12 protein-coding genes are annotated in these 14,104 nt (G+C 71.0%); 5 read left to right on the plus strand and 7 right to left on the minus strand.

The features are described from left to right. The first annotated feature begins 85 nt into the window (after window positions 1-85). Both ACZ67T_RS33480 and ACZ67T_RS33485 read left to right on the plus strand, forming a co-directional pair. Entirely contained in the window at window positions 86-1,129 is a 1,044-nt protein-coding gene (locus ACZ67T_RS33480; protein WP_469989028.1) for a phosphotransferase family protein, read from the plus strand. Further along, a complete protein-coding gene (locus ACZ67T_RS33485) occupies window positions 1,129-2,091 on the plus strand; it encodes an LLM class F420-dependent oxidoreductase (protein ID WP_469989030.1) in 963 nt (320 codons plus the stop codon). The genes ACZ67T_RS33480 and ACZ67T_RS33485 overlap by 1 nt, the downstream gene beginning before the upstream one ends. A 12-nt stretch (window positions 2,092-2,103) precedes the next feature. Here ACZ67T_RS33485 and ACZ67T_RS33490 read toward each other — a convergent pair whose 3' ends face one another. Further along, window positions 2,104-3,699 carry a flavin-containing monooxygenase gene (locus ACZ67T_RS33490; RefSeq protein ID WP_469989032.1) on the minus strand — a complete coding sequence of 532 codons (1,596 nt, stop codon included), beginning with the start codon at window positions 3,697-3,699 and terminating at the stop codon, window positions 2,104-2,106. Between the two features lie 141 nt (window positions 3,700-3,840). On the opposite strand from ACZ67T_RS33490, the gene ACZ67T_RS33495 reads away from it, so the two are divergent. Further along, window positions 3,841-4,728 carry an SDR family NAD(P)-dependent oxidoreductase gene (locus tag ACZ67T_RS33495; protein WP_469989034.1) on the plus strand — a complete coding sequence of 296 codons (888 nt, stop codon included), beginning with the start codon at window positions 3,841-3,843 and terminating at the stop codon, window positions 4,726-4,728. Here the strand turns inward: ACZ67T_RS33495 and ACZ67T_RS33500 are convergent. The 6 genes from ACZ67T_RS33500 to ACZ67T_RS33525 are packed head-to-tail and all read right to left on the minus strand — an operon-like array spanning window position 4,688 to window position 11,680. Continuing rightward, window positions 4,688-5,842 (minus strand): acyl-CoA dehydrogenase family protein, encoded by a 1,155-nt coding sequence (locus ACZ67T_RS33500; protein ID WP_469989036.1) that lies wholly within the window; start codon window positions 5,840-5,842, stop codon window positions 4,688-4,690. The two genes, ACZ67T_RS33495 and ACZ67T_RS33500, sit on opposite strands and share 41 nt — an antisense overlap. Beyond that, window positions 5,839-7,056, minus strand: a complete 1,218-nt coding sequence (locus ACZ67T_RS33505) for an acyl-CoA dehydrogenase family protein (protein ID WP_469989038.1) — start codon at window positions 7,054-7,056, stop codon at window positions 5,839-5,841. The genes ACZ67T_RS33500 and ACZ67T_RS33505 overlap by 4 nt, the downstream gene beginning before the upstream one ends. Window positions 7,057-7,061: 5 nt before the next feature. Beyond that, window positions 7,062-8,606 (minus strand): class I adenylate-forming enzyme family protein, encoded by a 1,545-nt coding sequence (locus tag ACZ67T_RS33510; protein ID WP_469989040.1) that lies wholly within the window; start codon window positions 8,604-8,606, stop codon window positions 7,062-7,064. Then, window positions 8,603-9,259, minus strand: coding sequence for a 3-oxoacid CoA-transferase subunit B (locus tag ACZ67T_RS33515; protein ID WP_469989041.1), 657 nt, complete (start codon window positions 9,257-9,259; stop codon window positions 8,603-8,605). The genes ACZ67T_RS33510 and ACZ67T_RS33515 overlap by 4 nt, the downstream gene beginning before the upstream one ends. After that, window positions 9,256-9,996: a CoA transferase subunit A gene (locus tag ACZ67T_RS33520; RefSeq protein ID WP_469989043.1), complete on the minus strand. Its 741-nt coding sequence runs from the start codon at window positions 9,994-9,996 to the stop codon at window positions 9,256-9,258. The genes ACZ67T_RS33515 and ACZ67T_RS33520 overlap by 4 nt, the downstream gene beginning before the upstream one ends. 22 nt (window positions 9,997-10,018) lie before the next feature. After that, window positions 10,019-11,680 (minus strand): AMP-binding protein, encoded by a 1,662-nt coding sequence (locus ACZ67T_RS33525; RefSeq protein WP_469989044.1) that lies wholly within the window; start codon window positions 11,678-11,680, stop codon window positions 10,019-10,021. Between the two features lie 190 nt (window positions 11,681-11,870). On the opposite strand from ACZ67T_RS33525, the gene ACZ67T_RS33530 reads away from it, so the two are divergent. Both ACZ67T_RS33530 and ACZ67T_RS33535 read left to right on the plus strand, forming a co-directional pair. Beyond that, complete coding sequence (locus ACZ67T_RS33530) at window positions 11,871-12,965, plus strand: FAS1-like dehydratase domain-containing protein (protein ID WP_469989046.1); 1,095 nt, start codon at window positions 11,871-11,873, stop codon at window positions 12,963-12,965. A 2-nt stretch (window positions 12,966-12,967) separates the two neighbouring features. Beyond that, window positions 12,968-14,092 carry a hypothetical protein gene (locus ACZ67T_RS33535; protein ID WP_469989048.1) on the plus strand — a complete coding sequence of 375 codons (1,125 nt, stop codon included), beginning with the start codon at window positions 12,968-12,970 and terminating at the stop codon, window positions 14,090-14,092. The last annotated feature ends 12 nt before the right edge of the window (window positions 14,093-14,104 follow it).

Raw genomic sequence — 14,104 nt, forward strand, 5'->3', positions numbered from 1 at the left:
CCCTCCACTGACTCTCAACCACTGACTCTCAACCACTGACTCTCAACCCCTGATTTCTCGACTACTGAGAGGCGGTTGCCGGTTCATGACGGACCTGCGGAGCTTCGTCGACGAGCGCTCCCTGCTGCCCTACCTGGAGCGCGCGGTCCCCGAGATCGGCGTCGTGCACGACATCCGGCGCATCACCTCGGGCAGCTCCAACGAGATCTTCGAACTCTCCACGACGGACAGCGGTGCACCGGTGATCCTGCGTACCCCGCCGCGCCGCCGCCTCTCCGCCTCCGCGCACGACGTGGCCCGCGAGTACCGCGTCATGCGCGCGCTGCGCGGCACCCCCGTGCCCCGCCCCGAGGCGCTCCACCTGTGCACCGACGAGAGCGTTCTCGGGCGGCCGTTCCTGCTGATGTCCCAGGTCGAGGGGTTCCACCTCAAGGCCCCCTACCCCGAGCACGCGCTCGCCGACGGGGCGATGCGCGCGATGATGTACGACTTCATCGAGGTCATCGCCCACCTGTCACGGGTGGACTGGGAGGCGGCGGGACTCGCCGGATTCGGCCGCCCGGCCGGCTATCTCGACCGTCAAGTGGACCGCTGGCTCGGCCAGTTGGCCCACTACCGCACCCGCGATCTGCAGCACCTCGAAGACGTCGCACAGTGGCTCCGGGCCCATCAGCCGGTCTCCGGGGCGCCCGGGATCATCCACGGCGACTACCAGTTCCTGAACGTGCTGTTCGCGAACGACCTGCCGCCCCGTGTCTCGGGAGTCCTCGACTGGGAGCAGTCCACCGTCGGCGACCCGCTCGCGGACCTCGGCTGGGTGCTCGGCCTGTGGACCGAACCCGGCGAGGAGTCGCCGCTCAACGCCTTCTACGGCAACGCGAGTCAGCACCCCGGTGCCCCCACCCGCGCCGAACTGGCGACCCGGTACGCCGAGGTCTCCGGCCGCGACGTCACGCACCGCCGCTACTACGAGGTGCTCGCCCTCTTCAAACTCGGCTGCATCGCAGAGGGTTCGTACCACCGGCACCTCACGGGGCGCAGCGACACCGCACTGCACGCCGACTTCGAGTGGATCGTGCCCAAGCTCATCGCCACCGCCCATGCCATCACCCGAGGGGAACGCGACTGATGAACCGCTGGGGCCTGACCGTTCCCCTCGACGGCGTACCGCTCGATCAACACCCGGGTCTCTACCGGGAACTGGCGGACATGGGCTACTCGGACGCCTGGTCCTCCGAGTCCAACGGCGCCGACGGTTTCACCCCGCTCGCCCTCGCCGCGGCCGCCGAACCGAGACTGCGCCTGGGCACCGCGATCGTGTCCTCGTTCACCCGCGGCCCCGCCACCCTCGCCCAGTCGGCCGCGGCGCTCGCCTGTGCGGCGCCCGGCCGGTTCACGCTCGGCATCGGCGCCTCGTCGCAGGCAATCGTGCGCAAGTGGAACGACATCCCGTACGAGACCCCGTACGCGCGCACCCGCGACCTGGTGGCCTTCCTGCGCGCCGCGTTCACCGGCGAGCGGATCAAGCAGCGCTACGAGACCTTCTCCGTCGACGGCTTCCGGCTCGGGCTGATGCCGCCGGCACCCCCGAAGATCCTCGTCGCGGCGCTGCGCGAGCGAATGCTGCGGCTCGGTGCGCGGGACGCGGACGGGGTGATCCTCAACTGGGTGTCCGCGGAGGACGTCCGCCGGATCGCGGAGATCGTCCACGCCGAGGACCCGGACGCGGAGATCGTCGCCCGGATCATGGTGTGCCCGTCCGAGGACGCCGACGCGGTCAGGGCCGTCGTCCGCACGCTGATCACCGGTTATCTCACCGTCCCGGTGTACCGCGCCTACTACGGCTGGCTCGGTCACGGTGACCTGCTCGCCGACATGTGGGCCGCCTGGGACGCCGGGGACCGCAGGGCCGCTGTGGCCGCCGTACCGGACGAGGCGGTGGACGCGGTGTGCGTGCACGGGTCCCCGGCGGCGTGCCGTCGCCGCATCGACGACTATGTGCGGGCCGGCGTCACCACGCCCGTGTGGGCGCTGCTCCCGAGCGGTCTCGACGTGCGGGAGGCCGCCGCGGCTCTCGCCCCGACGGCCTGAAGCGGTTGCGGGCTATCGCAGTACGAAGCCCTCGTATCCGCGTCCGACCACCTCGTCGCACTTCATGCGGTAGGCGCCGACCCCGGCCACGTACGGCATGAACACCCGTGGTTTTCCGGGGATGTTGTCGCCCAGGTACCAGGAGTTCGCCTTCACGTGGAGCGTGGCTTCGGCCGCATCCGTCACATGGGCCACCCACGCGTCCTGGGCTCCGGCCTCGGGCTCCATCGACGCGATGCCGTGCTCGCGCAGATGCACGAGGGCATCGGTCACGAAGTCGACGTGCTGCTCGATCGAGACCACCATGTTGCTGAGCACCGAGGGACTGCCGGGTCCGGTGATGGTGAACAGATTGGGGAACCCGGCCACTTGGATGCCCAGGTAGGCGCGCGGTCCCTGTGCCCAGGCGTCCCTGAGGTCCTGGCCGCCTCGCCCGCGGATGCCGAGCCTGAGCAGCGGCCCGGTCATCGCGTCGTACCCGGTGGCGAAGACGAGGGCGTCGAGCTCGAACTCCCGCTCACCGGTGGCGATGCCGCTCGGGGTGATCTTCTCGATGGGGGAGCGGCGCACGTCGACGAGGGTGATGTTGTCGCGGTTGTACGTCTCGAAGTAGCCGGTGTCGACACAGAGCCGCTTCGCGCCGAAGGCATAGCCGGACGGGCACAGCTTCTCCGCCGTGTCAGGATCTTTGACGGTCTCCCGGATCTTGCCCCGGACGAACTCGGCGATCGTGTCGTTGGCCGCCTCGTTCAGCATCAGGTCGTTGTAGCACTGCTGGATCAGCGGCGCTCCGCCGAGTTGCCAGCGGCGCTCGTACTCGTCCCGCCGCTCCGAATCGCTCGCCTCCAGGGCCGACTTCACGGGCGGGATGGCCGAGTGCCCGCCGCCCGAGTACTTGGCCCGCTCCCGGTAGGCGCGGTAGGTGTCCTTGCGGCTCTCGCGGTACGCGGGGGTCAGCGGGTGGTTGCGGGCCGGCACGCTGAAGTTGGGGGTGCGCTGGAAGACGTACAGCTCGGCGGCCTGCTCGGCGATCCGGGGTATCGACTGGATGCCGCTCGACCCGGTGCCGACGACGCCGACCCGCAGGCCGGTGAAGTCCACGGTCTCCTGCGGCCAGTTGCCGGTGTGGTACGTCTTCCCCTGGTACGACTCCAGGCCCTCGAAGTCCGGTACCTGCCACGCCGACAGACACCCTGTGGCGGCGATCAGGAAGCGGGCGTCGACCGTGTCGCCGTGTTCGGTGGTGACCGTCCAGCGCCCGGTCTCCTCGTCGAGGACGGCGGAGGTGACCCGGGTGTCGAAGCGGATCATCGGCCGCAGCCCGAACCGGTCGGCCACGTGCTCCAGGTAGCGCAGGATCTCCGGCTGGGCCGGGAAGCGCTCGGTCCACTCCCACTCCTGCTCGAGCTCCTCGGAGAACGAGTACGAGTAGTCCATGCTCTCCACGTCGCAGCGGGCGCCGGGGTAGCGGTTCCAGTACCAGGTGCCGCCGACGCCTCCGCCGGCCTCGAAACCCTGCGTGGTGAAGCCGAGTTCGCGCAGCCTGTGCAGCTGATAGAGGCCTGCGAACCCGGCGCCTATCACCACTGCGTCGACCTGTCGTGCCATCCGTGCCTCCCGAAGTGAGCCGGTCCGGCTTGTTCTGCGCTTGTTCTTCGCGGTACGTCGCGAGTTATTTGAGTATACTTTATTAGTCCTCGTTTCGGTCCGAGAGATCTCGCGTGGGAGATGTCGAGTGAGGGATGTCGTGTGAAGGAACTTCAGGGCAAGGTCGTCGTCGTCACCGGAGCGGCCGACGGGATCGGCCGGGCACTCGCCGAGGCGTTCGCGGCCGAGGGGGCCAGTCTCGTACTCGCCGATGTCGACGGCCCCAACGTGGAGGCGGTCGGGCGCGAACTGGCCGACAGCGGTGCGGACTTGATGGCCGTCCGCACCGATGTGTCGGACCAGGAGCAGGTGCTACGGCTGCGGGACGCGGCCCTGGACCGGTTCGGCGCGGTGCACGTGCTGTGCAACAACGCCGGGGTGATGGGCCCGGTCGGCGATCCGCTGTGGGAGCTCCCCGTCGCCGAGTGGCGGCGTGTGATGGACGTCAACCTGTGGGGCGTGCTGCACGGCATCCAGGCGTTCCTGCCCGCGATGCTCGCGGCGGGTCACGCAGGGCATGTCCTGAACACCGCGTCGATGCAGGGAGTCACCTCGGGGACGCCGATCCCCGAGTACGCGGTGAGCAAGCACGCGGTCGTCTCGCTGTCCGAGGCTCTGCACGCCCAACTCGCCGCACGCCAGGCCGTCGTGGGGGTGTCCGTCCTGTGTCCCGGTGCGGTGAGCACCGGGCTTCCGGCGAAGGAGGAGCAGCGCCTCACCGCGGCCGGGCGCCGGGAAACGTGGGCCCTCGCCCCCGGGTCCGGGAGCCGGGAGCGGACCTGGGGGGAGGCCCTGACACCGGCCCAGGTGGCGCGAGCGGCCGTGGCCGCGGTCCGGGACGAGCGCTTCTACGTGTTCACCCATCCCGGCTCCGCGGACCGGGTGCGGGCACGGACCGGCCCGCTCCTGGAAGCAGCGGACCGGGCCGGTGGACCGGGCACGGACCGGGTCAGCCGCCCAGCATCAGCCGGGCGATCATCTCGCGGTTGAGCATCGGGTCGACGAGGTAGTTCTCGTCGAACTTGGCCCGCTTGAACAGGCGGTGGCAGTCGTGCTCCCAGGTGTAGCCGATGCCGCCGTGCACCTGGATGGCGTCCCCCGTGACCTTCGCCGCCGCGTCCTTCGCGTACGCGCCCGCCACCGCGACAAGGCGGCGGGCGTCGCGGCCCTCGTCCAGGGCGCCCGCGGCGGCCTCGACCGCCAGCGAGGCGCCCCGGACGAGCAGATACATGTCGGCGAGCTTGTGCTTGACAGCCTGGAAGGAGCCGATGGGGCGGCCGAACTGCTCGCGCTGCCTGGCGTACTCCACCGCCATGTCCAGGGCCCGCCGCGCCGCGCCCACCGAGTCGGCGGCGAACGCCACCGTGGACCTCTGCGTCAGCGCCGGCCACGCCTCCGAGCTGTACGGCAGGCGCGCCGAAGCCTCCAGACGGACATCGCGCAGGACGAGCGTGCTCATCCTGCGGGTGCGGTCGACGCTGAGCAGATCGGTGATCTCCAGGCCCGGAGTTCCCCGCTCCACCACGTACAGGTCGGCCCCCGGCCGCTCGGCACGGCGCGCCGCGACCACGAGCAGATCGGCGTCCGCGGCGTCCAGGACGAACCCGGCCGTGCCGTCGAGTACGGGCCGCCCGTCCTCGATCCGCGCCCGCACATCGACGAGTTCGGGATCGGGGCGCCCGCTCGGCCCCGTCAGCGCCACCGCCCCGCGCAGCTGTCCGGCGGCGAGAGGGGGCAGCCAGCGCGCCCCCGTCGCCGCGTCACCACCCACCGAGAGGGCGGTGCTGGTGAGCACCGCGCTGGAGACGAACGGGATGACGGCCAGATGTGCCCCCAACTCCTCGGCGACAACCGCCACTTCGCGCATTCCGGCGCCCGCGCCGCCCCGGCGCTCGGTGATCAGAAGCCCCAGCCAGCCGAGCTGCGCGGCCTGCCGGAAGGCGGCCGCGTTGTCGTCCTCGGCGGACCAGACGGGACGTATCCCGCGCTCGGTCGCCGTGCCGCGCAGGACGGCACGGACCGAACGACGGAACTCCTCGCGCAGATCGTCCGGTTCCGGATCCGGTCGGGAGCGGGTGGGTGCGGGGGTCTGGGTGAGGGTCATGACTGCGGCTCCCGGGGCAGGTCGAGGACGCGCTCGCCGATGATGGTGCGCTGGATCTCGTTGCTTCCGGCGGCGATCGTCCAGTTCCACGACTTGAGATGGTCGATCATCCAGTGACCCGAGGTCCACGTCGTGGCGAACTCGCGTCGCTGGTCGAGCAAGGCCGGCATGCCCTGGGTGCGCAGGGCGAGGCCGGTCAGTTTCTGCAAGGTCTCGCTGTAGAGGAGCTTGACGAGTGACCCCTCCACGCCGACCTCGCCGGTGCGCTCGACGCCCCGGGCCAGGTGCTGCCCGAGGAGGCCGAGCACCTCGATCTCCGCGGCCCGCGCGGCGAGGTCCTGGCGGAACGCCGTGTCGTCGGCGGCGGTCCCGTCGCCCGCCGGCACCGTGTGGGCCTGGTCGGCGATGTCCTGCGCCGCCACCGCCAGCCTGGCCTGCAACTCCAGGGTGTTGAAGACGCGTTCGGCGGCGAGAGTGGTCTGCGCCAGGCGCCACCCCGTGTTCTCCTCGCCGATCCGGTGCGCCACCGGGATCTCGACATCGGTCAGGAAGATCTCGCTGAACTCCTCGGTGCCCGTCGCCTGCCGGATCGGCCGCAGCTCGACACCGGGCGCGGCGAGGTCGAGCATCAGCAGCGACAGGCCGCGGTGCTTGGGCGCGGTGGCGTCGGTGCGGGCGAGCAGCAGACACCAGGACGCCTGGTCGGCATAACTGGACCAGATCTTCTGCCCGTTGACGATGTACACGTCCCCCCTGCGCTCGGCACGGGTGCGCAGCGACGCCAGGTCGGAGCCCGCGTCCGGCTCCGAGAACCCCTGGCACCAGATCTCCCCGTCCAGGATGGCCGGCAGATGCGCACGCTGCTCCTCGGTGCCGTGCGCGATGAGCGTCGCCGCGATGTGCGCGAGCGAAATCTCCAGGAGGCGTGGCTGCGGGAAGTCGGCGCGTACCAACTCCTCCTGGATCAGCAGCTGCTCGCGGAAGCTGAAGCCGCCGCCCCCGTACGCGGCCGGCCAGTGCGCGGCGAGCAGCCCGGCCGCGCGCAGGGCACGGGCCTGACGGATGGTGAAGGCGCGGAACTGCTCCTTGGTGGCGGTACGCAGTTCCTCGTGCCAGTCGTCCGGCGTGTGGACGGCGAGCCAGTCACGCAGCTCACGGCGGAGCCGTTCGTGGTCGTCCGTGGGGGTGAAGACGGTCGTGGGCTCAGAGGTCATGGGGCTCAGCTCCGCAGCAGGTCGAGGAGTTGCCGTTGGGCGATCTTCATGGTGGGCGTGCGGGGCAGCGCCTCGACCGCTCGGATCCGGACGGGCACGGCGTAGGGGACGAGACGCTCGCGCACCCAGTCCTGCAGCGCGCCCTCCAGCTCCTCGTCCGGCCGCTCCTGCCGTGACGTGCGGAGCACCACGGCCGCGACGGGGACCTGGCCGAGGCGCGGGTCGGGCAGCGGGACCACCGCGGCGTCCGCCACGTCCGGGTGCAGCCGCAGCACGTCCGCGACCGCCCCCGGGTCCACCTTGAAGCCGCCGCGGATGATGATGTCGTCCACCCGGCCCTCGATGAACAGGAAGCCGTCCTCGTCGATCCGGGCCAGGTCGTTGGTACGGGCCCAGCCGCCGGGCTCCGAGCCCGCGATCTGCGGGGCCCGTGCGAGCAGTACGCCGACCTGTCCGGGGCCCAGCACCTGCCCCTCGGCCGGGTCGACGATGCGCAGCTCCACCCCGGGATGCGGCCGGCCGACGCTGCCCCGCTTCGCCGAACCCCAGCGTCGGCGGTCGGCCATGGTGAGCCCGGCGAGCGCACCGGAGAACTCGGTCGCGCCGTAGGAGACGATCAGCGGAATCCCGTACCGCTCCTCGAACTCCTCGGCGACCGACGGATCGAGCGGCGCCGAGCCCGAGCGCACGACCTTCAGACTGCTCAGCCACTCCCTCGGGATCCCCGCGTCGAGGACCATCCGCAGTGCGGCGGGCACGAGCAGCGACACGACGACCTGGTGCTCGCGCACCGCACGGCCCCAGGCCCAGGGCTCGAACCGGCGCATCAGACACACGCGGCGTCCGGCCGCGACGGTCATCGCGATGTCGAGGTACGAGGTGATGTTGAACAGGGGCAGGTCGATGATGGTCGTGGCATCGCGCAGTCGGGGCGCCGCGTCCGCGCGTGCGCCCTCGTGGTGCCGGTTGGCGGCGTGCACCGCGTGGGCGAGCCCTTCGTACGTCAGCGCCACCCGCTTGGGCGGGCCGGTGGTGCCGCTGGTGAGCATGACGGCGACGGTGCCGGCGGCCGGCGTGAAGTGATCGGCGACCGGATCGTGCCGGGTGCCCGTCAGGACGCCCGGGTCGTCCCCGGCGCGGATCCCGACACCGCCCACCGCCGTCAGCGCGTCGACGAGCCCCGCACGGTCCGCGTCGGCGGGCGGGACCACCAGGGCGGCCGGGCGGCAGGCCCGTACGTCGTCGGCGAGCGCGGCGTCCGGAAGCAGCCCGCTGAAGGTGAGCACGGGGCGCCGGGCGCGCAGCGCGGCGAGGAGCACGGCGACGCACAGCGGCTCGTTGCGCAGGAGTACACCGACGGCGCGGTCGGGCGCCACGTCCGCGCCCGCGACCAGGTCGAGCACCACGTCGCCGTACGCGGTCAACTCGTCCCAGGTGTACCAGCGGTCCTCGAAACACAGGGCCCGCGCCCCGGCGTCGAGACGCACGACCGCGTCGACGGTCTCGGCCAGATCCATGTCGCCCCGCTCCCTGTGTGTGGTGGTGGTCACCGTTCGCCCCCGTCGTCCAGGCGCACGGCGACCGGGGCGTCCGTGCGGTCCTGTACGTCGGCGACGCTCACGCCCGGGGCGAGTTCGCGCAGGACGAAGCCCTCCTGGGTCACGTCGAGGACGCCCAGCTCGGTGATCACCCGGTGGACGACGCCCCGTCCGGTGAGCGGCAGGGTGCACGTGTCGACGAGCTTGGCCGCGCCGTCGCGGGTCGTGTGCTCCATGAGGATCACCACGCGCCGCGCGCCCCGGACGATGTCCATGGCGCCGCCCATGCCCTTGATGAGGCGGCCCGTCGTCCGCCAGTTGGCGAGGTCCCCTGCGGCGGAGACCTGCATACCGCCGAGGAGCGCCAGGTCGAGATGGCCGCCGCGCACCATGGCGAAGGAGAGCCCGGAGTCGAAGGCGGACGCCCCGGCGGTCAGCGTCACCGGCTCCTTGCCGGCGTTGACGGTGTCCGGGTCCTCGTCCGTGGGCGAGGGGAATCCGCCCACCCCGAGTACCCCGTTCTCGCTGTGCAGGACGACCCGTATGTCCGGGGCGAGGAAGGAGGGGACGGACGTCGGGATGCCGATGCCCAGATTGACGTACATCCCGTGTGTCAGTTCACGGGCGCCGCGTGCGGCGATCAGGGTGCGGATGTCCGTGCTCATCCGACGGCCACCCCCCGGCGTTCGACGCGCTTCGGCGTCGAGTCCTGCGCCTGCACCACGCGCTGGACGAAGATGCCGGGCAGATGGATGTGGTCGGGGTCGAGGGCGCCGCTCGGCACGATGGTCTCGGCCTCGGCGACGGTGATGCGGCCCGCCATCGCGCACAGCGGGTTGAAGTTGCGGGCGCTGGAGTGGAAGACGAGGTTGCCGTCGGTGTCCGCGACGGCGGCGTGGACGAGCGCGAAGTCGCAGGTGATGGCGTGTTCGAGGACCACTTCTAGGCCGTCGATCACGCGGGTCTCGCGGGCCGGCGCCCAGGCTGCGACCGAGCCGTCAGGGGCGTGGCGCAGCGGCATCTTCCCGGTGACCAGGTCCGTTCCGGCACCGACCGGTGTGTAGAAGGCGGGGATTCCGGCGCCGCCCGCCCGCAGCCGTTCGGCAAGGGTGCCCTGCGGCACCAGTTCGACCTCCAGCTCGCCGCTGAGGAAGCGGCGCCCGAACTCGGCGTGTTCCCCCAGATACGAGGAAGTCATACGAGCGATGCGGCCGGCGGCCAGCAGGATGCCGAGCCCCCAGTCGTCCACACCGCAGTTGTTGGACACGACGCGCAGTGCGCCCGCGCCGTGCTCGGCGACGGCCCGGATGAGGTCCATCGGGATGCCGCACAGTCCGAAGCCGCCCACGGCGACGCTCGCGCCGTCGCCGATGTCGGCCACAGCCTGCTGAGCGCCCGTCACTTTGCCGACCGTGTTCACCGCCTCACCGGGCCACGTCGAAGCCGGCGCGGTCGCGGTCCCAGACGTCGTCGGAGAGCGGCCGGGAACGCAGGGCGACCTTGTCAGTCTTGAACTGGGCGTTGCGCGGCAGGTCGTCGACGATCTCGATGTAGCGCGGCACGAAGTAGTACGGCGCGTGGTCGTTGACGTACCGGGCCAGCTCCCCTGCGTCGAGTTTCGTCCCGGACCTGGCGACGACGGCGAGGGCCAGTTCGGCCTCCGACTCCAGTTCCGCCGACTGCCGTCCGAAGGCGGCGACTTCGGCGACGTCCGGATGGCGCGCCACCACCGACTCCACCTCGGCCATGGAGATGTTGCGGCCCTTGTAGCGGATGTAGTCCTTCTTGCGGTCCGCGAAGAAGTACTGCCCGTCCGGCTCGGCCCGCGCGAGGTCCCCGGTGTGGTGCCACAGGTTGCGCCAGGTGCGGGCGGTGGCCTCGGGTGCGTTGAAGTACCCGGCGAACAGTGTGAACGGCTCCTTCGGCCGGACGACGATCTCGCCCACCTCGCCGACGGGCACGTCCTCGTCGTGTTCGTCCACGAGCCGTACGTCGAGCCAGGGCACGGGCCGGCCGATCGCGTTGTCGCGCCACGGCGTGCCGTCGTCGGGCGCCGCGAAGATCCGGCACGGCACCTCGCTCTGCCCGTACGCCTGCTGGATGTCGGGGATGCCGAACCGCTCCTTGAACCGGGGGACCTGGCTCCACGGCATCGGCACCGGCACGGCGCAGCGCACGGTGTTGTCCTTGTCGTCGGGCCGCTCGGGGGCCTGCATCAGGAACATGTGCATCGCACCGAGCGTGAAGATCTGCGTGGCCTTGTAGTGCCGTACGCGGTCCCAGAACCGCGACACCGACAGGCGCGGGTCGATGGCGGCCGTCGTCCCGCTGACCAGGGACGGCCACAGCGCCGTGGTCCAGGCGCCGCCCAGGTACATCGGCAGGCAGGAGTACCAGACCTCGTCCTCGCGGATGTCCCGGTCCCTTATCCAGCGGACGGCGGAGTGCATCAGCCCCGAGTGCGTCTGCATGATGCCCTTCGGGGCACCGGTGGTGCCCGACGACCACCACATCATCAGGACGTCGTCGTAGTGGGCGACGGACGGGAGGGCGAGCGGAGCGCTCGTGAGCAACTCGTCGAAGGCGTGTGCCTCCAGGCCGGGGCGCCGCAGCGCGTCGAGGTCCGCGCCGCCCGCGACGACGAGGTGCTTGACCCGGCCGATGTCGGCGAGCGTCACGTACTGCGCGGCGTGCTCGGCGTCGGTCACCAGGACCTCGGCGGTGGAGGAGGCGATGTTCCGGCTGAGGAACTCGCCGTGGTAGTCGGTGCTCATCGGGGCGAATGTGGCGCCCAGTTCGGACGCGGCGACGCCGGCCAGGACGAGGTCGATGGAGGCGTCCATGTGGACGGCCACCACGTCGCCGCGGCCGACGCCGAAACCGGACAGGGCGGTGGCGAGGCGCGAGACGGTGTCGCGTGCCTCGCCGAAGGTGACGACTCGGTCGTCGGAGACCAACCAGTGGTGGTCGCCCTGGAGTTCGGCCTGTTCGGTCAGGACGCGACCGACGACCCGGTCGGTCGCGCGGGGGAGATCGACGATGTGCACGGGATGCTCCACGGTGTCGAAAGCACGGGTGCGCCTCACGGGCGCTATTCAGTACACTCTAATCTGGCGTCGGGGGTGCAGCAATGGGCGTCGCGATCGCTGGCACCGTAAAACAGACGGATGCCGTTCAGCAATGACCGTGCGACCGGCTTCCCCTGTGGGGCGGGCAGGTGCAGAGGTATTGCTGAACGCTGACCGTCAGTTTTAGTGTCCTTCCCGGAGGAGGCTCATGACCACGAGTGAGACCGACAGGCAGGCCCCATGGGCGCGCGCCTGGGATCCCCTGATGGCCCTTGTCGGAACCGACCTGTCCGACGGGCGGATCCACTGGGGAGCCGACCGCGTCGAGGCGGGGACCGTCCGACGCTTCCTCGAACCCATCGAATTGGGTTCACCCATCCACTACGACGAGAGCGTCGCGCGCCACCACGGCTTCGACGGACTGGTCGCCCCGAGCACCAGCCTGATCAGCTTCGCCCTGCCACCCATGTGGAACCCGGGCGAACCCCCGCTGTTCGCGGCAGCGGACGCGGACGTGGGCGCCGACGTGGGCGCGGACCGCGACGCCCAGCCGTCCCGCTCCCCGGTGCAGAACCCGGACATGTCCCGGATGCCCCCGGTGCGCGGCTTCTTCGCCACCGACATGGAGCTGGACTTCGTACGGCCGGTGGTCGCGGGCGAGTGGCTAGGCCGCCGCGGGCGACGCCTCCTGTCGTGCGCGCCCAAGGAGACCCGGGTGGGCCGGGGAGCCTTCTGCACGTACGAGTCCGAGATCGTCTCGGACCGCGGCGACGTCGTCGCCCGCGTACGCAACGGCTCGTACGCCTACGATCCGCACCCATCCGCGCGGCACCGGGAAACGCCGCGCGAGACCATGCGGCCGCCGGCCGCCGACAGCGGCGAGCAGATCCCCGCCGTCGCCTTCCCGCTCCCCGTCTACCGCCTCGTGATGGCTGCCGGAGCCAATCGCGACTTCAACTCCATCCACCACAACACCACCCACGCCCGCGCCACCGGCGCCCCCGACATGTACGCCAACACGCTGTTCCTGATGGGCATGTGGGAGCGCGCCGTACGCGACTGGGCCGGTCCCGGCGCCCGGTTCACGGCGATCAGGGGCTTCCGGATGCGCAGCTTCAACACCGCGGGGAGCACCGCGACCGTCCGCGGCCGGGTCACCGCCGCCGACGAACGGACCGGCATCGTCACGCTGAGCCTGCGCACCGAGGACGCCGGCGGCGCCACGACCGTGGGACCGGGCGAGGTCGACGTACACCTTCCGCCGTCCGGCCGGAAGCCACCGCACGATGCGACGAGAGGATGACCATGACGACCGTGCCTCACGCCCAGCTGATGGCTGAATGCGCCTACAAGATGCGGGTGTTGGACGCAGGTTTCGAGGGCCGCGTCACGATCGACGCCGGACAGTTCCTCTACGACCCGATTCTCGGCTGGGTCGAGGACGACGGCACGCTCTACTTCAGCGACCACGGGCCCCAGAAGGACCCCGACGTCTGGGTCCCGTTCGCCGGCCACGGCACCATCCACCGCCTGACCCGCGACGGGAAGCACTCACGGCTCTTCGAGCCCGGCGCCGTCCCCGGCATGCCCTATCTCATCCGTCGCGCGCCGGACGGGTTCGGCCCCTACGGCGGCGACATCTTCTTCCCCGGCCAGGCCAAGGGCGGCCGCGAGGGCGCGCTGAGCGGGCACCGCCTCTACCGGATCACCGAGGGCGACACCGAGCCGGAGACCTTCGTCGACATCCCGCACGCGGGCACCACCGGCGGTGGCACCCCGGGGGCGATGATGATCGGCGGGTTCGGCCGCAAGGGCACCGCGCACGAAGGCACATACCTGTGCCAGACGATGATGAACTGCGTGATCTACCAGATCACCCCGGACCGCGAGTGCCTCCCGCTGTTCGTCCTCGAAGAGGTCTTCGGCCGCCCCGTCATGCCGTACTTCCTCTTCTACGCCACCGCGGTCTGGGGGCCCGAACTGGACGGCAAGCTGCTGCTCGGCGGGATGCCCGACACCAGCTTCGAGACCGACGACCCCGGCCACAACACCCTTGAGTACTACGTCATCGACGGGGACCGCATCGACACCGAGCCGGTGTCCCGGCGCGACATCGGCTGGGCGATGGCCGAGGTCGCCCCGCCGGAGTTCGGACCGTACGGGGGGCACACCTTCCTCTTCGACTTCGGCGCCACCAACTTCATGCACGTCTCGAAGGCGGAGCCGGGACCGCTGCCGTACGACTCGAAGATCCTGCGCGTGGACCCGGCCGGACAGGTGCACGTCTTCGCGGACGGGCTGCAGGGCGGCTGGAACGAGCTGCGTTTCGACCGGGACCGCATGTACATTTCCTGCCTGCGGCGCAGCTTCTCCACCGGCGAGTACCACGAGCCCGACGGTTCCCTGTACGAGATCCGGGTGAAGCCCTGATCCCGCGCCTGC

The organism is Streptomyces sp. NPDC107517 (assembly GCF_055582645.1).

Coding starts and splice junctions, on each gene's coding strand:
- ACZ67T_RS33515 (WP_469989041.1), bottom strand. CDS start 9,259: ATGAGCACGGACATCCGCACCCTGATCGCCGCACGCGGCGCCCGTGAA.
- ACZ67T_RS33505 (WP_469989038.1), bottom strand. CDS start 7,056: ATGACCTCTGAGCCCACGACCGTCTTCACCCCCACGGACGACCACGAA.
- ACZ67T_RS33530 (WP_469989046.1), top strand. CDS start 11,871: ATGACCACGAGTGAGACCGACAGGCAGGCCCCATGGGCGCGCGCCTGG.
- ACZ67T_RS33485 (WP_469989030.1), top strand. CDS start 1,129: ATGAACCGCTGGGGCCTGACCGTTCCCCTCGACGGCGTACCGCTCGAT.
- ACZ67T_RS33490 (WP_469989032.1), bottom strand. CDS start 3,699: ATGGCACGACAGGTCGACGCAGTGGTGATAGGCGCCGGGTTCGCAGGC.
- ACZ67T_RS33500 (WP_469989036.1), bottom strand. CDS start 5,842: ATGACCCTCACCCAGACCCCCGCACCCACCCGCTCCCGACCGGATCCG.
- ACZ67T_RS33480 (WP_469989028.1), top strand. CDS start 86: ATGACGGACCTGCGGAGCTTCGTCGACGAGCGCTCCCTGCTGCCCTAC.
- ACZ67T_RS33535 (WP_469989048.1), top strand. CDS start 12,968: ATGACGACCGTGCCTCACGCCCAGCTGATGGCTGAATGCGCCTACAAG.